Annotated in this window: 17 protein-coding genes; 1 reads left to right on the top strand and 16 read right to left on the bottom strand. The window is 47.4% G+C overall.

Going from position 1 to position 18,052, the window contains the following annotated elements; translation table 11 throughout:
• Positions 1–180 precede the first annotated feature (180 nt).
• Together AC0J20_RS21995 and AC0J20_RS21990 are read right to left on the bottom strand one after the other, a co-directional pair.
• The gene (locus tag AC0J20_RS21995) at positions 181–360 is read right to left on the bottom strand and encodes a hypothetical protein (protein WP_473023381.1); all 180 of its coding nucleotides are present in this window, start codon (positions 358–360) and stop codon (positions 181–183) included.
• 98 nt (positions 361–458) lie between these two features.
• Complete coding sequence (locus tag AC0J20_RS21990; protein ID WP_229529120.1) at positions 459–1,424, bottom strand: MBL fold metallo-hydrolase; 966 nt, start codon at positions 1,422–1,424, stop codon at positions 459–461.
• A 146-nt stretch (positions 1,425–1,570) separates the two neighbouring features.
• Between AC0J20_RS21990 and AC0J20_RS21985 the strand changes: the two genes are divergently transcribed.
• The gene (locus tag AC0J20_RS21985) at positions 1,571–2,923 is read left to right on the top strand and encodes a hypothetical protein (RefSeq protein ID WP_473023380.1); all 1,353 of its coding nucleotides are present in this window, start codon (positions 1,571–1,573) and stop codon (positions 2,921–2,923) included.
• 57 nt (positions 2,924–2,980) lie between these two features.
• On the opposite strand, the gene AC0J20_RS21980 is transcribed toward AC0J20_RS21985, so the two are convergent.
• The 14 genes from AC0J20_RS21980 to AC0J20_RS21915 all read right to left on the bottom strand — a co-directional run.
• Positions 2,981–4,111 carry an alanine racemase gene (locus AC0J20_RS21980; RefSeq protein WP_473023379.1) on the bottom strand — a complete coding sequence of 377 codons (1,131 nt, stop codon included), beginning with the start codon at positions 4,109–4,111 and terminating at the stop codon, positions 2,981–2,983.
• A gap of 18 nt (positions 4,112–4,129) precedes the next feature.
• A complete protein-coding gene (locus AC0J20_RS21975) occupies positions 4,130–4,603 on the bottom strand; it encodes a copper chaperone PCu(A)C (RefSeq protein WP_473023378.1) in 474 nt (157 codons plus the stop codon).
• Positions 4,600–5,289: a DNA alkylation repair protein gene (locus tag AC0J20_RS21970; protein ID WP_473023377.1), complete on the bottom strand. Its 690-nt coding sequence runs from the start codon at positions 5,287–5,289 to the stop codon at positions 4,600–4,602. Before AC0J20_RS21970 ends, AC0J20_RS21975 begins: the two co-directional genes overlap by 4 nt.
• Positions 5,286–6,125 carry a sulfurtransferase gene (locus AC0J20_RS21965; protein ID WP_473023376.1) on the bottom strand — a complete coding sequence of 280 codons (840 nt, stop codon included), beginning with the start codon at positions 6,123–6,125 and terminating at the stop codon, positions 5,286–5,288. Before AC0J20_RS21965 ends, AC0J20_RS21970 begins: the two co-directional genes overlap by 4 nt.
• Entirely contained in the window at positions 6,118–7,002 is an 885-nt protein-coding gene (locus AC0J20_RS21960) for a 2-keto-4-pentenoate hydratase (protein ID WP_473023375.1), read from the bottom strand. The genes AC0J20_RS21965 and AC0J20_RS21960 overlap by 8 nt, the downstream gene beginning before the upstream one ends.
• A 20-nt stretch (positions 7,003–7,022) precedes the next feature.
• Complete coding sequence (locus AC0J20_RS21955; RefSeq protein WP_229529127.1) at positions 7,023–7,445, bottom strand: CBS domain-containing protein; 423 nt, start codon at positions 7,443–7,445, stop codon at positions 7,023–7,025.
• A 122-nt stretch (positions 7,446–7,567) separates the two neighbouring features.
• Positions 7,568–8,290: a YebC/PmpR family DNA-binding transcriptional regulator gene (locus AC0J20_RS21950; protein ID WP_229529128.1), complete on the bottom strand. Its 723-nt coding sequence runs from the start codon at positions 8,288–8,290 to the stop codon at positions 7,568–7,570.
• An 87-nt stretch (positions 8,291–8,377) separates the two neighbouring features.
• A complete protein-coding gene (gene purF, locus AC0J20_RS21945) occupies positions 8,378–9,904 on the bottom strand; it encodes an amidophosphoribosyltransferase (protein ID WP_229529129.1) in 1,527 nt (508 codons plus the stop codon).
• A gap of 9 nt (positions 9,905–9,913) precedes the next feature.
• The gene (locus tag AC0J20_RS21940; RefSeq protein ID WP_229529130.1) at positions 9,914–10,405 is read right to left on the bottom strand and encodes a CvpA family protein; all 492 of its coding nucleotides are present in this window, start codon (positions 10,403–10,405) and stop codon (positions 9,914–9,916) included.
• Positions 10,406–10,486: 81 nt separating this feature from the next.
• The gene (locus AC0J20_RS21935; protein WP_473023374.1) at positions 10,487–11,086 is read right to left on the bottom strand and encodes an SPOR domain-containing protein; all 600 of its coding nucleotides are present in this window, start codon (positions 11,084–11,086) and stop codon (positions 10,487–10,489) included.
• Between the two features lie 35 nt (positions 11,087–11,121).
• The gene (gene folC, locus AC0J20_RS21930) at positions 11,122–12,390 is read right to left on the bottom strand and encodes a bifunctional tetrahydrofolate synthase/dihydrofolate synthase (protein WP_473023373.1); all 1,269 of its coding nucleotides are present in this window, start codon (positions 12,388–12,390) and stop codon (positions 11,122–11,124) included.
• A gap of 6 nt (positions 12,391–12,396) precedes the next feature.
• Complete coding sequence (gene accD / locus AC0J20_RS21925) at positions 12,397–13,260, bottom strand: acetyl-CoA carboxylase, carboxyltransferase subunit beta (RefSeq protein ID WP_229529133.1); 864 nt, start codon at positions 13,258–13,260, stop codon at positions 12,397–12,399.
• Between the two features lie 223 nt (positions 13,261–13,483).
• Positions 13,484–14,281 carry a tRNA pseudouridine(38-40) synthase TruA gene (gene truA / locus AC0J20_RS21920; RefSeq protein ID WP_473023372.1) on the bottom strand — a complete coding sequence of 266 codons (798 nt, stop codon included), beginning with the start codon at positions 14,279–14,281 and terminating at the stop codon, positions 13,484–13,486.
• A gap of 60 nt (positions 14,282–14,341) precedes the next feature.
• On the bottom strand, positions 14,342–18,052 hold a 3,711-nt coding region (locus tag AC0J20_RS21915), incomplete at its 5' end, for a FimV/HubP family polar landmark protein (RefSeq protein ID WP_473023371.1).

The following is an 18,052-nucleotide window of genomic DNA, read 5'->3' as shown; positions in this document are numbered from 1 at the left end:
TGTTGTGGAACTTAATCCGGAGAGCAAAAAAGAAGCAGCTTAACGGCTTAGGCGACAACTACCTTGAAAAACGCCGGTAACAAAACTGAACTGGCATCCTCTGAGGAAACTGAAGCGTCTGAGCCACAAATCAAACACTCTGCCTGAACGCCACGAAACCCCGTGAAGGGAAAAGAAAATTCAGGCGGTGGTATCTATATTTTGACCAATATTCCCTGACGGCGGCGCCTGAGTAGTTTCCAGTGACTGAGTTTCTTGTTGCTGCTGAGCCTGACGATTAACCTGCTCGCTCTTATTTGGGGCAGCACCTTCTATGGTCACTAACCCTTCCGTAATGCCTGATGGCGTACCAATTTGCATATTTCCCCCTGTTCAAGGCGTATGAAACGGCATATCTGTCTATATTTTAGCCAACAACAGACACAAAAGCTACCCGTTGGTTTTCTTGCGGGTTGCGATCAGACCTCTACCTGCAACCCATCCCAGGCGGCAATCACTTCCAGAGAAGGTTGATGACTTTGTGCAATTAACGCAGCGAAATTTTCAGCCTCATCCAGGTTTTGCTGGATTTCTTCGTCACTGTGAACAGGATCATGATGAAACAAACACAATTTCTTTGCAGCTGCCCTGAGACAGAGCTCCACCCCCATTAAGTTACTGGAGTGCCCCCAGTCTTCCTTTAAGGTAACTGCCTCAAGCAAACTGTACATCGCATCGAATATAACCAGATCGGCATTTTGAATAAATCGCACAAACCGGTCCAATCGCGCCTGGTCTTCCACCTTGTGTTCAGAGTCTGTGGAATAGACGATCTTCTTATCGTCCACCTGAAAGCGATAGCCGTATGAATTTCCCTCGTGCACCTGCAAAAAAGCCTCCACCTCGATACCGTTAATATGGTGCTTTTCTCCGGGATTAAAAAGATGAAACTCAATATCCGCCAGTAAAGTATCAAAGCTTACCGGGAATCCGGGACCACTGTGCTGCGCTCTGATGGCGCTTTCCAGTTGTTCGTGACATCCGTAAATATGAATTTTGTGGCCGGGAATATAAGCCGGAGTAAAAAAGGGAAAGCCCATAATATGATCCCAGTGTAAATGGGACAGCAGAAGGTGAAAGGTCTTACTGCGTTGCTGCTTTGGATCCCGTAAATAATGTGCTGCAAAATCTCTTAACCCGGTACCCATATCGCATAACAGATAATCCCCCTTGCCGGTATCTATCTCGACACAACTTGTATTGCCACCGAAGCTGCCTACCTCGGGAAAAGATAAACTGTCCAGAAAAGGAGCGATATCATCATAACTAGTCAGTTGCTTATCCACCGCTTTGATCAGGATATCTTCCAGGCGAGCACGGATATTGTGTGCGTGGGGAGCCACAGGAATGGAACCTCTCGTTCCCCAAAATTTGACCATTGGCATGAATTTCCCCTTCAACACATTCACTATAATTCGGAGCTTACTTTATAATGTTGTGAGAATCTTATAATTTGTATTAGCAAATGGTCTAATACACACAGCTTTTCTGTCACGACATCGCCGGGATAGTCCTAAAGAGAATAATAATTATGGCAAACACGCAAAATACCCCGGGCGACGACTCGCCTGCTGCGGAAGCAATCCACACTGAAGAAACCTTGCTGAAACTGCCCCGTCCGCCTTTAGCAAAAATTGCCGCCTTAAAACACGCAATATGGGCTGTGCTGGCACGCATAAAAAACCGCGTTTCACGGTTTTTAGGTTGGTTTTCCGATAAATTTCGTGACCTCACCTTTTCTCAATGGTGTTATTTTATTGCTGCTGCGATGTTATTGAGCTTTTTATCCGAACCCCAGGAAAATGATGATTATATGCTGGTGGTAGGCGTTATTGCGGGTTTTGGCTTATTGCGGGAATTGTGGCAGATCTTTATGAGAATTTGGGAGCATACCTTCGGAAAAGGGGTGTTGTTTGTCCTGTATGCTTCCACCGCCAACATTGCATTGGCTGTCTCGGCCCTTAAGATCAATGCCATTTCCGGCATTGAACCTCAAACATTTGTATTCACCATGGGTTTTACTACCATGTTGATGTTGCCCTTTTGGATCCTGTTAGCCTCTGTGCTTTTCCTTGGCTCAGCAATTGTATTACTGAGCTTGTGGTCATTGCTTAGCTTCGTATTGCGGCTATTTCGCATCAGGCTGAAAACGCTGTGGCAAGACAAATCATTCGCCATACTCACCATGTGGATGCGCATTGTCTTTATCCCCTTTTTAATCATCGTCATGGTGAAATTTATCGAACCCTACATAGAACAACTGGATGTCTTTGACGATACGCCAATATTTGATGCCCAGGCCATTGCACAAATGCCTGAAGAGGAATTTATCTCGCTTGCGAATAAATTAAAAAACAGTGGTGAACAACCGCTTTCATCAGAAGACGAAGCCACCCTGGATGAATTGGGCATATCCGGCGCGCAACGATTGATGATACGCAACATGTCAGATGAAGATTTAAACAAGCTGGTAGCGACTATTAAATCAGGAGAACTGGATAACCTGCTTGAACCTGGCCCGGAACAGAAAACGACTGAAACCAAAACCCTGTTCCCTGGTGTTACCGTTACAACCGTTGAAAATCAGCAAGAATCAGAAGAGCAAGCGCTGTCCGACTCTACCCCTGATGATACAAAATCAGCCCTAGATGAAAGCGAACCAGAAGATAGCGAAGAAAAAAATACCAGAACTTTGGACAAACTGATTGCCGGCTTTATTTATCAATTTGAAGCCTATCGCTTTTCAGCCTGTAAAAAAGCTGAGAATCAACGGGTACTCACCATTGATGAAAATACGATTTTTGTCATTGAGAAAGACAAAACCCAGGACCTGGGTTACAGATTTTCAGTCGCCCCCTGTATTCCAGGTTGGTCAGACGAATAAGGCAGGTGAACCTGCCTCCCGGGTTTTACCAATCAGTCATACAGGTAATGGCTTATTTCACCAGCCATTACAACGCTCAAGCCAGTGCAGTTCGCCTGCCGCTGTAAACAGGTGGTAGCCTGCGTACGCAGCCGCCGTCATGCAGGCGTGATTGGGTAATACCCTGACCCGGCTACCAATGGGGAATTCTGAGATTGAAACCTCATCAGGCAGATGTATTACGCCGTGTTCCTGATTGACCTGATTAACAATAACGTTATGGCTGAATCCTGTCCCATCCGGCTTAATAACTTTGCCATATCCATAATCACAATGTTGTGCAGATGTGCTGCGATCTTTAGACAGAGCGAGTCCACCGGCATCGATAAAAATGCGGTTTTTTTCCGGTTTATGGGATGTCACGCTAGCTAAAACAGACAAGGCAATATCCGCTTCATCACAGGCTCCGAGTTGCGCCTGAAACAAATCAAAAAACACAAATACCCCGGGGCGAATTTCATTGATACCGGAAAAGTCCTCTGCGGCCACAACGGTTGGTGTCGAACCCAATGACAAATTAGGACATACAAGCTGAGCCTGTTGTAACCGGGCCTGAGCTGACAACAGTGCCTGCCTCTCCTGCACCGCGTGGGCTTTAACTTCAGACCAATGCTGGCAGTCATATGAGCCACCGCCATGAGTCATCAGGCCCCAGAAATCAATCCCATCGTCGACAGACAGTGCTTTTGCTAATGCCACTAACAAGGGATCATCAGGCAACAATCCAGCTCTGTGACCGTCACAATCAATTTCTATGGCAACAGAAAAACGGACCTGATGCGCCTGTGCATAAGCCGCAATAGCCGTAGCCATGCTGAGTGAATCAATAATCACTGTAATATCGACGTGTTGCTGACGCAGTTTCGCCACTCTGGCAATTTTATCGGGAGACAGACACACAGCATATAACAACTGCGCAAAACCTTGCTCAGCGAAATACTCAGCCTCTTTCAGAGTTGACACGGTTAGCGGAGTCGCTGTGCCTTGAAACCGTTTTAAAACGGCGGCACTTTTGGCTGTTTTTGCATGAGGGCGCAAGCGCACCTGATGACGGCCGGCTTTGTCAGACATCCGCTGAATGTTGTTATTTAAGCGCACCTCATCCAGTAATAAGCAGGGCGTATTTAATGGTTGTAAATTGAGTTTCATGTTTGTCTGACCCAACAATTAGTGATGATGTTTGTGCTCAGCACTGTCTTGCTGTACGGCCTCACTCACCACAACTGGCACTGTTATCGCCTCCTGGTCTTGCAGACTGAATGTCAGCTGGAACTGCATTCCGGACGTCAAAGGCTGCTGTAAGCCAATCAGCATGATGTGTTTACCTCCCCGGCGAAGTGCCAGCTCTTGCTGCGGCGCAAGAGTAAAAGGTAAATTGAGCTGTTTCATACTGGCCATGTCATCCTTGATATAACTCTCATGTAACTCAACACTCGCGGCAATCTCTGCATCCACCTGCAATCCAGTGATGAGCAGTGGCGTATCAGAGACATTTTTGAAGCTGCCATACACCGCTCCCATCTTCGCCAAGGCAAAAGTAGGCGTGGCCTTTACATCTTCATACTGCAATGAGTCAGCAAACAATGGATGGGAAAAAGTAAACAATACAAGGCTGACGACAGTCCCTTTCAAAAAACTCATAAAGTGTAACTCCGATTTTTATTAATATGTTTGAGCGCTTCCCTTTGGCTTAAACCGGAAAGCAGGTGTTGGTTATTTTGAACAAACCGCAAAACCCATTCCGCATCGGTTTTGCCGTACTCTCTCAGCACCCAGCCGATAGCTTTTCGAATAAAAAAGGGCTTTTCCTGAGCAAGTTGCAAAATAGTATCACTCAGAAGAGTGAGATTGGTGTCTTTTTTATGCTTTATATGAGCAATCAACGACGCTCTGCGCAACCATAAATTGTCGTGTTGCTGCCACCGCAACAGTGTACTTTCCAGTGTCGGATGAGCTTTGATCAATAACCCCACCAACGTGATAGCAATCCAGTCAACGGTGTCCCAGTTCTCAGCGGAAAGTAAAAGCTGTTCATACAAGGGTAAACTCTCCGGGGTTCGGAACACCTTGTAAAACTCGGCCACTTCCAGCGCCTGATATTGCAGTTCCCGATGACTTCCCCGCCAAAGCTGCATGATCGTACTTTCATACTCTGTACGACTTGTTAGTGGAGCTTGCTTTTCAGCCATTTTAAACAGCTTTTTACGCAGAGGAGCCGGCACGCCAAAAAACGCCTGTTGGGTTTTCATGTAGGACTGCATTTTTAACGCTCTCGAGGGTTCCTGGTGTTCGCGTAATTGCTGCTCCAGTCGTTGTGCCAACATCATTTAGGATCAGCCACTACCGGCAAGCGCTCATCCGCGCCCCACTCAGCCCAGGAGCCATCATAAACGCGAATATCCTGATATCCCAACTCATCTGCGGCCAATGCCAGAATGCAGGCGGTTATTCCTGAACCACAGGTCATTACCAGTGGCTCAGAAACCTGAAGATTTAAGGAGGAAAATAACGTTTCCAGTTCGGACTCCGGCTTTAGTTGTCCTTGCCGGGTGAGTGTTCTGAAGTGTAAACACTGTGCACCTGGCATATGGCCACTGCGCACACCCTGGCGTGGCTCTGCTTCCCAACCTTTGAACCTTGGCTCAGAGCGCGCATCCAGCACGCGGATTTCCGCCGATGCGATGCGCTGTAACAGTTCATCAGCAACGATGAACTTCAAGGGTTGTGGATTCGCCTGAAAATCCCCTAATGTAGGCGCGGCCTCAAGTGCAGACACGTTTTCACCCTGCGCCTTCCACCCGGGGAAACCACCATCGAGTATTTTGACATTCTCATGGCCCATGGCCCTGAACATCCACCAGGCCCGGGGAGCTGAATACAGCCCCATATTGTCGTAGACCACCACCAGTGAGTTCTGGTCAATGCCCAGCTTTCTTGCCTCCTCCTGAAACAGGTTGGCATCGGGCATGGTGTGGGGTAATGCATTGTGTTTATCAATAAAGACCTTTTCCAGGTCAAATCGCAATGCGCCGGGAATGAAGCCCTGGGTCAAGTCGTTGCTCACCCCGGGTAAAGGCGTCGCCATGCTGGCATCGAGTAACACCAGATTGTCTGCGCCAAGTATCGCTTTTAACTGAGGGACAGTGATCAGGTTTTTACTCATTGTTGGCTTGGCCCTCAGGTTGTAAAAGGGAAACGGTAACCGCAACCGGTTTTTCCGTTAATCCGATAAATTCATAACGGTAATGTTGCGTTTCACTTGCCAGTGGAAATAGTTTTCCGGTGGCGCCCAGGCTTATTTTCTGCCCGGCTTTCAGTGCAATGCCACGGGACTTAAACTCCTGCACCAACCAAAACAGTACTTCCATCGGATGTCCCATTAACGCACTGGCATCGGTTTCCTGAACCAGGTTGTTGTTCTGATCCGTAAATCGAGCGATAAGGCGGGGAATTTTTTGGTAGAACGCATCGCTGTCAATCACAGTAATAGCAGGCCCTATGACGGCGTTTGTCGCTGCGATATTGATCGCAACGAGGCTGTTACCGGTGACAGGCTCGTGTTCGGCCAGGCGCATCGCAACAACTTCGACAAAGGGGTGAATACTGCTTACATAGGATAAAGTCTCACGGGCATTTTTTGCCTGCATAATGCGCTCATCTGCGATGGTCACCATAAAGTCAGGCTCAATGAGTGTGCGATAACCAAAATTAAGTGGAATTTTAGCATCGCCATTTAACATCATCCCTTGCAACAACACCCCGGTTGCAGGCGAAAGAATATTGAAGCGCTGCTGACCCGCAATACTGGTAAAACCCACTTTATAACCGGCAATATCGCCCATGTAGGGTTGCAAATAACCAATATATTTAGCCTGAGTGCAGTAAGCATCGGCCAGCGAAGTAACCTGATTCAACCCAGAGACGGCTTCAACAGGGTAGCCCTTTGCCAGTAACTGCACTTCTGCATCTGGCAGGCAAATTGCGAAACCGGGCATTGAACACACAAAACTCAGCACAATAATCAGACGATAACATCTCATTGCTTGCTCCTTTATCCCAATTACGCCTGCTGCCTGGCTAAGACTCTTTGTTCCAGAAAACGCATTACATCTCGCCAACTGACAATGCCAACCACTTTGTCGTCTTCAATCACCGGAAGGCAGGATATTTTATTTTGATTAAACAGCATCACGGCTTTCATTACGGGCTCATTTGCACCAATGGAGACAATTTTATGAGACATGATTTGATGAACTTTTTTGTTCATGGTTTCCAGATCACGGGAGCTGATGGCGCCACTTTTAACATGGGGGCTGACTGTTTTGAGATAATCGCGATCCGACAGTACACCGGTAAGCACACCTTCATCCACCACCAACAGATGGTGAAAGGTATGCTTTTCAAAGACGCGCTTAACAGCCCACATAGTTTCATTGGAAGAAACACAAACCGGATGGGCACTCATGATATCTTTAACTTTCATGCTAAAAACCCGTATGTTTTTAACAAATTCAAGCGGTTATATCAGAGAAAGTCAATGCAAAATTGCATGACGCAAGCGAAATGGCAGGAAGAATCGGGCGCCAGTACTGCGCCCGTTAACAATCAGTCTTTGATGATGGCGTTGTGATAAACGTTTTGTACGTCGTCACAATCATTCAACATGTCCATGAACTTTTCAAAGACTGCTACGTCGTCGCCTTCAACATCGACGCTGGTTTGCGGTACAAAACTAATTTCTTCGACCTCGAAGTCGATATCCGCCTGAAATTCTGACAATGCGTTTCGGGTCTTTGCAAACTCTGTGTGAGGAACAAACACAGTGATTTTTCCGTCTTCACTTTCCACATCAGCTACATCGACGTCGGCTTCCATCAGGTATTCCAGAACGGCATCTTCATCGTCACCGGCAAACACAAAAACGCCGTAATGATCAAACATGTGGGCAACGGCACCCGGCGCGCCAATCTTGGAGTTAGTTTTAGTAAAGCAATTGCGTACGTCGGTAATGGTACGGTTGTTGTTGTCTGTCAGACAATCCACAATCACCATACAGTTACCCGGTCCAAAGCCTTCGTAGCGCGCGGGAACAAAGTCTTCACCGGCTCCACCTGAGGCCTTTTCAATGGCCTTTTCAATTACATGGCTCGGTACCTGATCTTTTTTCGCTTTGTCCATCAGGTGTTTAAGAGACAAGTTAGCAGACGGGTCCGGGCCGCCGTTTTTGGCACATACGTAAATTTCTTTTCCGTATTTTGAATACACTTTGGTTTTAACCGCCGCTGTTTTAGCCATAGCGACTTTGCGAACTTCGAAACTTCTTCCCATATTAAACTCTGTCTTTTATTTCAATTTTATCGTTATGATGCACACTACAATGTGTTGTTCAATGCCAATGAGTTGCCCACTGGCAACCTAACCATGGCTCTCACTGGACATATTATGCACGTCCAGGTTCGTTAATTCATCTTCGGAACTGTGCCCTTTCGCATCATCGTTGCGGGCTTTATCCAGTGATTCCAGGTATTCCTGAGTCACATCGCCGGTAATATAATCACCATTGAATACGGACATTTCAAAATGGCTGATGGCGGTATTTTCGGCACTTACCGCCTGACGCAGGTCTTCAATATCCTGATAAATCAAACCATCAGCTTTGATGGACTCACAGATATCTTCTACTTCTCTGCCATATGCAATCAATTCATTGGGTGACGGCATATCAATACCGTATACGTTCGGGAATCGAATTTCCGGCGCGGCTGAAGCAAAATACACTTTTTTGGCACCGGCTTCACGGGCCATTTCAATAATTTGCTCGGATGTCGTACCACGTACTATGGAGTCATCTACCAGCAAGACATTTTTGCCCTTAAACTCTGACTTTATCGCATTGAGTTTTCGGCGTACTGACTTGCGGCGTTGTGACTGTCCCGGCATGATGAAGGTACGACCGATATAGCGATTTTTTACGTAACCCTGACGATATGGCAGGTTTAGCTCATGTGCGATTTGCAGGGCGATATCGATTGATGTCTCAGGAATAGGAATAACCACATCAATATCCAGATCACCCCATTCCTGAGCGATCTTCTGTCCCAGTTTTTTGCCCATGTTAACCCGGGACGCATAAACAGAAATGCCGTCGATAAAGGAGTCCGGACGGGCAAAATAAACAAACTCAAAGATGCAAGGCACATGGGTGGGATTATCTGCACACTGTTGCGTAAACAGCTGACCATCTTCTGTGATGTACACGGCCTCACCTGGGGCAACATCACGAATAAACTGAAACTCAACGGAGTCCAGCGCAACACTCTCTGATGCCACCATATATTCATCGCCCAGGTCGGTGCTGCGTTTACCCAGCACCAGAGGACGAATACCGTGAGGATCGCGAAACGCCAACATACCATTGCCGATGATTGCCGCAACCACAGCATAGGCACCGTTAACACGTCGATGAACATTGCTCACCGCGGTAAAAATATCAGCAGGTTGTAACGACAGACCCTCAGCTTTTTGCAGTTCGTCTGCCAGAATATTCAGCAATAATTCGGAATCAGAGGTGGTGTTGATGTGACGTTTTGCCAGTTGCAACACTTCTTTTTGCAGTGCCACGGCATTGGTTAAATTGCCGTTGTGTGCCAGCGCAATTCCGTAGGGGGAGTTAACATAAAAAGGCTGAGCTTCAGCCGAACTTGAAGAGCCCGCTGTAGGGTATCGCACATGCGCAATCCCCAGATTACCGGTCAGCCTTTGCATATGGCGGTTACGGAACACATCTCTGACCAAACCATTTGCTTTGCGCAAATGAAACATACTGCTGTCTACAGTAATCATTCCAGCAGCATCCTGGCCGCGGTGTTGCAACACAGTTAAGGCATCAAATAATTCTTGAGCAACAGGGTTATGACTTACGATGCCGGCGATTCCGCACATATTGAGATCCTATACAGTGGGACTAATAAAACTAGATGAGTTTTGCAGATATTCAAAAAACCATTCGATAATAAAAGCAAACTCAGGGATCAGCAGAGAGGTTTTCCACCAATCCGTAGAAGGTGCTGGCGTAAATGCGTCCAAAAAAAACAGCACGGCACTGCAAATCAGCACGCCTCTTAACATTCCGAAAACCAGACCCAGCGCACGATCTGTGCCGCTTAATCCGGTAAATATCACTAATCTGGAAATTAGATAATTAAGTAATCCGCCTAACAACAGCGTAGATACAAACAAAATCGCTATTGCTACCGCATTTTTTAATATTTGGTCCTGAAACCAGGTGAGATAGACAGCCAAATCGGCATAGAAAAAACTGGCCAACATAAACGCCGTGAACCAGATGGCAAGGGAGATAGCTTCTTTCAGAAAGCCTCTGACAAGGCTTATTACCGTCGATAAAACCAGTACGGCAAGAATAGTGAAATCAATCCAATTCATTATTTTCTTTATTTAGCATAGGGACGGCGCAATCTTAAGATCGGCGCGCATTTTACCAAAGCCACAGACCGATGTCTTGTTTTAATCAACGCTAAAAGGGGTCAGTTTACCCTGTAAACCCGTCACTTCTTTTAAATGTGGGATTGCTGTTTTTAATTTGCCATCATCCAGATCAGGACCGACAAATACTTTAGTCAAGGTCCCCGAGCTGGTTTGAATCGGTCGGGTAAAGGCCCGGTAACCCGCCTGTTCCAGTTTGCGCAACAGATCTTTGACGTTCTTACTGTGTTTAAAACTGCCCAACTGAACCACCCATCCGGATTGTATTTGTTCCTGTTTTGGCTCCATGACCGGTGCGTCAGACTGTGACGGGCTTTGTTGCGCCACGCGTGTATCTGCCTCGCTGACGGCGTTGCCAGGCATCTCTTCCGTAGTATCAACAGGTTCGTCAAGCGGCTGTTCATCCACGATAACCACTTCCCGGGTTACCGCGTCCTGTACTTTTTTAAACGGAAATTCATCGGGAGAAGTCACGTTTTTCATCGGCGGTCGCTTGGGAATCGCTTCAAATCGGTCCTGACTGTGGCGCTTTTCCCCGTCCAGGACTTCAGGTAAAAAAATCACAGCCAGCGCCACTATGATGATGGTCCCTACCAATCGGTTTTGAAATGCTGTAGCCAAAATATGCTTCCTGTTTCCTGAATATCGAACTGCGTTTATGGGGTTAATGCTTGTTTAATGGCTGACACAGTATAAAACGATCCAAAGCCAATAATAAGGTCTTCAGTGTCGCTGGCAGATTCTAACGCTTGTTGACAGGCCTGTTCAACCGATTCGCAAACAAAGGAAGGCTGATTCGATTTTGCCAGTACCGATTGCAACACTTCGGGTTTAGCACTGCGCGGGCTATCCAGGGGCGCAACATACCAGGTTGCCGGCAAATCCCGAAATACCTCAAGGCTGGCCTGTGAGTCTTTATCAGACAGCATACCCAAAATAAAAATCAGACGACGATAAGATAGCAACTCAATTCGCGAACGCAGGTAACCGGTTGCCTGCGGGTTATGGGCTACATCCAGGATAATTCGGTGAGAATGGGCCAGAGGTTCCATGCGACCGGGTAAAGTGGCGGTGGCGATTAATTCTCTGATTTGATGGTCGGTTAAAGTCCATTCCAACAGCCTCGCCGTAAATAATGCAGTTGCGGCATTTTGCGTTGGTAATTGCCCTACCGGCAAGTCCGTAAGGCGAAATGTCTGTCCGTTGCAGCTGCCGTGCAAGGTCCATCCCTGCTCGTGGTGTTCTATCTGAAAATCCTGATTGCGAAACCAGGCTTTGGCAGCAATCTGCTGCGCGTGGTTGCGCAGAGAATCAGGCGGGTCCAGTTCTCCCACCACGCAGGGTTTGTGCGGACGCATGATACCCGCCTTTTCAAACCCAATTTGCTCACGGGTATCACCCAACCATGCCTGATGATCCAGATCGATGGTAGTAATGACAGACACATCAGGTTCAACAATATTAACGGCGTCCAAACGGCCACCTAAGCCCACTTCAAGAATTATGACATCAGGCCGGCGTTCTGCCATTAACTGCAGCGCTGCCAGTGTGCCAAACTCAAAATAGGTCAGTGATGTGTCTTTTCGCGCGGTTTCAACCTGGGCAAAAGCTGCGCAATGTTGTTGTTCCGTCAACAGCGCCTGATTGAAGCGAACCCGTTCCCGATAATCCGTTATGTGCGGGGAACTGTATACTGCCGTTGTTAATCCGATACGCTGCGCCATCAGCTCCAGATAGCGGCAGGTAGATCCTTTACCGTTGGTGCCGCCAACCAGAATCACCCTGGCAAAATCAAAGTTGATATTGAGCCGCTCATAAACCGCAGCAACCCGCTCTAATCCCATGTCGATTTGAGCAGGATGTATTTTTTCCAGATAACTCAACCACCCTGCCAAATTTGCAGGGTGCTGATGATGTTCATTCAAGGCTGGCTACGCTTGTTTTACGGCATCAGCGCTGTGATGCATTTTATCTAATAAACTGTAGAGTTTTTGACGCATATGACGACGATCGACAATCATATCGACTGCGCCTTTCTCCAACAGGAACTCGCTGCGTTGGAAGCCATCGGGTAAGGTTTCCCGCACGGTTTGTTCGATTACTCTGGGGCCGGCAAAACCGATAAGAGCACCCGGCTCGGCCACATTTACGTCACCCAACATAGCCAGGCTGGCAGACACTCCGCCCATGGTTGGGTCGGTTAGTATCGAAATGTAGGGTAAGCCTTTTTCACTCATTTTCGCCAATGCGGCACTGGTTTTCGCCATTTGCATCAGAGATAACAGCGCTTCCTGCATACGGGCGCCGCCACTGGCAGAAAAGCAAACAAAAGGGGTATTGTTCGCTAATGCCGCTTCAACACCTTTGACAAATCGAGCACCCACTACAGACGCCATGGACCCGCCCATAAAACTGAATTCAAACGCGGCAGCAACAATTGGCTTGCCGTGCAGTTTGCCCTTCATTACAACCAGTGCATCTTTTTCGTTTGATGCTTTTTGAGCACTGGCGATGCGATCTTTGTAGCGCTTGGAATCTTTAAACTTGAGAATATCCTGGGGCTCCAGCTCAGAGCCCAACTCTGTGCGCTCTCCCTGATCGAGGAAATGATTCAGACGCGCTCTGGCGCTGATGCGCATGTGATTGTCACACTTGGGGCAAACTTCCAGCTGTTTTTCTAATTCAACTTTGTAGAGTACGGCGTTACATTTTCCGCACTTGGTCCAAATACCTTCCGGTACATTACTTTTTACAGCTGATTGGGTTTTTGGCAGTATCTTTTGGATCCAGCTCATTGAATTTGGTTCTCTCACTTTTAATTAGCAAGATAAAAGCAAATCACCGCAATATTGCAGAAATTCAACTCATTTTATTGCTAAATGATGCTGCTTTTATCATTAATAGGGTTTCTAAATTAAGCGTTCTGCAACGTATTTTGCCACATTCTAACAGTAATAAAATAACTATGTGGTCTAAGATGTTAACTAAATTTGTCGAACGTCGCTAAAAACCAGCGGATTACCACAGGGTATCTGATAAAAACAGAGGGCCTAATGGCTTTTGAGGTAGAGCAAATTCAGCCGGGTAATCGACACTTACCAGGTACAAACCATTGGGCTTTGCCGTCGCGGCCGCCTGAGTTCTGTCTTTACTGGTCAGCAGTTCGGCTATCCAGTCTTCAGACTGCTCACCACAACCAACCGCCATTAAACTCCCTGCAATATTGCGCACCATATGATGCACAAAAGCATTGGCTTTGATATCAATAACCACATAGTCGCCTTGGCGTAGAACCTGTATGTGATGCAAATTGCGAAACGGAGTACGAGACTGACAAAGCGCCGCCCGAAACGCAGAAAAGTCCTGCTCACCCAGTAAGCACTGTGCAGCGCGGTGCATTTTTTCAGCATCAAGAGGATGATAGAAATGTGTCACACCCTCAAGAAAAATCCCGGTTCTCAGGCGCACATTGTGAATAACATAACGGTAACGTCTGGCCGTAGCTGAAAAGCGCGCGTGAAAGTCATCCGGAACCGGCTTAGCCCATTTAACTGCTATGGTATCGGGTAAGTTTGCATTGCTGCCCATAGTCCAGGCTTTGTCAGGTCTTTGTACATCCGTTTCAAAATGAACAATCTGATTTGTGGCATGCACTCCGGCATCGGTACGCCCGGCACAAACGACATCAATTTTCTGCTGCGCGATGACTTCAAGGGCCGCTTCCAGTTTTTGCTGAACGCTAGCCACTTCACGTTGTCTTTGCCAGCCAAAATAAGCTGCGCCGTTATATTCTATACCTAATGCTATTCGTGCCATGACGTTACTGAAATGATAAAAAGCGCAGCATGTTAAAAGAATATCGAGTCAGTTTCAAAGCTATCGCTTCAATCTTGCCAATATTTCACTGGCTTCCTGCTTTTGTTCTTCCGACCCGGTTTCGATGACTTCATTTAACAAAGACTCGGCTGACTCCGCATCGTCAATCTCCAGATAGGCATGGGCAAGATCCAGTTTGGCATTGATCCCCTGGTCCTTGTCTACGTCGATCATATCATCGTCAGCAGCGACACCCGTAAACTCTTCCAGGTTAACATCAATGTTGAGATCGCGCTCAGACAAAGGCACTTCGTCATCTTCGAGACTCTCTTCCAGTAACCTTTCTACATCCAGAAATTCATCACTTAAATCATCCTGGTCCTGGATAGCCAGTTCCGTTTCAGGTTCTGCATAATCTGCAGGCTCGTCATCCTCGTCGGACAACAGCGCCTCCAGATCAATATCAGGGTTTTCCGGAAAATCCGGTGCTTTAGTTTCAGACGTCGTGTCTTCACCATCCTGGGCATCATCATTTTCCAGAGCGTCGTCAATACTGCCCAGGATATCTTCAAAACTGGCATTTTCCAGCTCTTCCAATGCTGACTCATCGTCGTCTGACAGTAATTCACCGTCATCAACATCGGTTAATGCTTCTGCCAGTTGTTCAAAGTCATCATCGTTTACATCAAATTCCGAGGCGTCATCGTCAGAGGTGTCATCAGGCAAAGTCTCATCTTCAATATCCGCTTCCAACTCGGGGGCTGAATCCTCAGTGCCAAAAGCAGGAATATCTTCCAGATCATCGGCAGTATCGGCACCTATCTCATCACTTTGCTCAGCGTCAGTCTGGTCAGGCGTTTTTTCATTTGCCCAATCTTCCAGACTTACCGAGTCTTCCGACGACTCACTTTCGTCGTCATCTTCACCCAACCATTCGCCCAATCCGGGTAAATCATCTAAATCATCCTCGGCAAAATCCGCCTCATCACCCTGTTCTAAAAAGGCCGCTTCGAGATCATCATCGGTTAGTGAATCATCATCGCTATCCGCCAGAGTCTCTTCGCTGCTATTCTGATCACTAACAGACTCTGAATCCGTATCTTCTTGCGGCTCTGCGCTTTCATCGCCAAGTTTTAGATCGGTGGCAGAAACATCTTTGCGAGTATCATCCTGCTCGTCAAAATCAACACTGGTATCCGTATATCCATAGATTTCGTCCAGATCTTCGATGTCATTTTCTGGATCGGCACGCACCTCTGCGCCTTCGGAAAATTCAGCAAGGGCCTCATCAAACTCGTCGGGCTCCTCTGCATCTGATAATTCGCCGGATTCAATAGCGTCTTGCTCGAGCATGTCATCCAGATCGTCGCTTAGTTCCAGCTCGGTATCTGCCGTTGCAACACTTTCCCTTTCTGGCTCTTCACTCGCTGTTTCAGGCTCTGCATTTATCTGGTCAGGCTCTGGCAGTACCTCTGAGTCTATAGCATCTAATAACGCGGCATCTTCTTCTGCTATCGCCTGCTCAATCTCCTCAGATACGCCCTCCTGAAGTTCATCAGCAGTATCGTCAGGTGAGGGGCTTTCCGATGGTTCTTCATCAAACAACAATTCCGGCGCCAGCGCGGCTTCCGGGTCATCACTATCAAACTGTGGTGCATCTTCGTCAATGAATTCCTCAGTTGTGAGGTCGGTGTCAGATTCGCTGTCTACAGTTTTTGCCGCAGTCTCTTCCGGCAAAGGTTCTTCCGGCAAGGGTTCATCCAGTAAAGATTCTTCCAGCGCATCATCAGTTTGCTCGTCTTCATCTAACAGGAACTCAGGTTCTTCGTCCAGTTCTGTATTTTCGGCTTCGGGAAGTGTCTCTTCCGGAATAACCTCTTCAACAGCAGGCTCGTCTTCTGCCAATGGCTCTGACAACAGTGCTTCATCAGCCTCTGAATCGCTGTCTACAATTTCTGCCAGTGCCTCTTCTGGTGAGGGTTCTTCCGGCAAGGCTTCGTCCAGTAAAGATTCTTCCAGGGCATCATCAGTTTGCTCGTCTTCATCTAACAGGAGTTCAGGTTCATCCTCCTGTTCTGTATCTTCGGCTTTGGAAAGTGTCTCTTCCGGAATAACCTCTTCAACAGCAGGCTCGTCTTCTGCCAATGGCTCTGCCAACAGTGCTTCATCAGGCAGTTCATCAGCCTCTGTTTCGCTGTCTATAGTTTCTGCCAGTGTCTCTTCTGGTGAGGGTTCTTCCGGCAAGGCTTCATCCAGTAAAGATTCTTCCAGCGCTTCATCAGTTTGCTCGTCTTCATCTAACAGGAACTCAGGTTCTTCGTCTTGTTCTATATCTTCGGCTTCGGAAAGTGTCTCTTCCGCAATAACCTCTTCAACCGCAGGCTCGTCTTCTGCCAATGGCTCTGCCAACAGTGCTTCATCAGGCAGTTGATCAGCCTCTGTTTCGCTGTCTACAGTTTTTGCCAATGTCTCTTCTGGTGAGGGTTCTTCTGGTGAGGATTCTTCCAGAGAGGCTTCATCCAGTAAAGATTCTTCCAGCGCATCATCAGTTTGCTCGTCGTCATCTAACAGGAACTCAGGTTCATCTTCCTGTTCTGTATCTTCGGCTTCGGGAAGTGTCTCTTCAGAAAGCGCCTCTTCCGGAATAGCCACCTCAGAATCCGGAGCGTCTTCTGTCAAGACTTCTGGCAGGGTGTCTTCATCAATTAATTCGGCCGCGGTTGCATCTGATTCTGATTCAATATCTACAGCTTCTGCTACATCGTCTGTTTGCTCATCAACAAACGTTGGCTGATCATCCTCAACAAGTTCCGGTTCCAGCAGATCATCTGCGGCAAATTCATTGGGAAACTCACCCATGGTGTCGTCCGTTGCCAATTCAGGTGCATCGGTGCTTTCTTTTGGCTTTGCGGTACTGAAGGCGTCTTCATTCAGCTCGGGGATATCATCCAGGGAAAGGTCATCAGAATCAGGGTCTGATATGGCCTGCGACTCAGTATCCTGTTCTTTTACTGAACCAAAATCTTCGGATGAGATATCTGGAATATCTTCTAAAGATAGCTCTCCGCTAAACAGGTTTTTAGTATCGGTGCTTTCAACATTGTCGGGTTCGTCGTCATCGCTGCCTAAGGCATCCAATAACTGATGGTAATCATCTTCGGAAAGTTCGTTGATAGCATAGTCTTCTGCTTCTGCTTCTGCTTCTGCTTCTGCTTCTGCTTCTGCTTCTGCTTCTGCTTCTGCTTCTGCTTCTGCAGTGTCTAACTCGTCGTTCGTCTCTTCAAGACCTGATGACGGCTGCGCAGCAATATTATCTTCATCAGATGCACTCTCTTCTGGATCAATAACATCTTCCGGATCAATAACATCTTCCGGTTCATTTACGTCTTCCGGTTCAATGACATCACCCGGGACCTCTTCAGCGAATTGATCACTGTTTTCTATGAGGGACTCGGGGTCTTGTGTGGCTTTAACATCGGACTCGTCTGCCATTAAATCATCGGCAGATAGATCACTGTCGAGGTCCAGTGTTTCTGTCTCATCCAACAGCGCATCATCAACGGTTGGCTCTGCAGAACTCGCCTCTTCCATAAGTTCATCGGCTACAAATTCATCGCTGGGTTCATCCTGAGGAGCACTGGCATTTTCGTCACTGTCTTGTGACTCATCGACTCCCAGTTCTTCAAGCAGCTCATCGCTGAGTTCATCCTCAGGAGCACTGGCATTTTCGTCACTGTCTTGTGGCTCATCAACACCCAGTTCTTCAAGCAG

This window comes from Planctobacterium sp. R6 (assembly GCF_055755215.1).
Note: the sequence above shows the minus strand (reverse complement) of the source record. Positions and strands in the feature narration are given on the sequence as shown.

Bases quoted from the DNA above. Each gene is read 5' to 3' on its own strand.
- AC0J20_RS21995 (WP_473023381.1), bottom strand. From the start codon at position 360: ATGCAAATTGGTACGCCATCAGGCATTACGGAAGGGTTAGTGACCATA.
- AC0J20_RS21990 (WP_229529120.1), bottom strand. From the start codon at position 1,424: ATGCCAATGGTCAAATTTTGGGGAACGAGAGGTTCCATTCCTGTGGCT.
- AC0J20_RS21985 (WP_473023380.1), top strand. From the start codon at position 1,571: ATGGCAAACACGCAAAATACCCCGGGCGACGACTCGCCTGCTGCGGAA.
- AC0J20_RS21980 (WP_473023379.1), bottom strand. From the start codon at position 4,111: ATGAAACTCAATTTACAACCATTAAATACGCCCTGCTTATTACTGGAT.
- AC0J20_RS21975 (WP_473023378.1), bottom strand. From the start codon at position 4,603: ATGAGTTTTTTGAAAGGGACTGTCGTCAGCCTTGTATTGTTTACTTTT.
- AC0J20_RS21970 (WP_473023377.1), bottom strand. From the start codon at position 5,289: ATGATGTTGGCACAACGACTGGAGCAGCAATTACGCGAACACCAGGAA.
- AC0J20_RS21965 (WP_473023376.1), bottom strand. From the start codon at position 6,125: ATGAGTAAAAACCTGATCACTGTCCCTCAGTTAAAAGCGATACTTGGC.
- AC0J20_RS21960 (WP_473023375.1), bottom strand. From the start codon at position 7,002: ATGAGATGTTATCGTCTGATTATTGTGCTGAGTTTTGTGTGTTCAATG.
- AC0J20_RS21955 (WP_229529127.1), bottom strand. From the start codon at position 7,445: ATGAAAGTTAAAGATATCATGAGTGCCCATCCGGTTTGTGTTTCTTCC.
- AC0J20_RS21950 (WP_229529128.1), bottom strand. From the start codon at position 8,290: ATGGGAAGAAGTTTCGAAGTTCGCAAAGTCGCTATGGCTAAAACAGCG.
- purF (WP_229529129.1), bottom strand. From the start codon at position 9,904: ATGTGCGGAATCGCCGGCATCGTAAGTCATAACCCTGTTGCTCAAGAA.
- AC0J20_RS21940 (WP_229529130.1), bottom strand. From the start codon at position 10,405: ATGAATTGGATTGATTTCACTATTCTTGCCGTACTGGTTTTATCGACG.
- accD (WP_229529133.1), bottom strand. From the start codon at position 13,260: ATGAGCTGGATCCAAAAGATACTGCCAAAAACCCAATCAGCTGTAAAA.
- truA (WP_473023372.1), bottom strand. From the start codon at position 14,281: ATGGCACGAATAGCATTAGGTATAGAATATAACGGCGCAGCTTATTTT.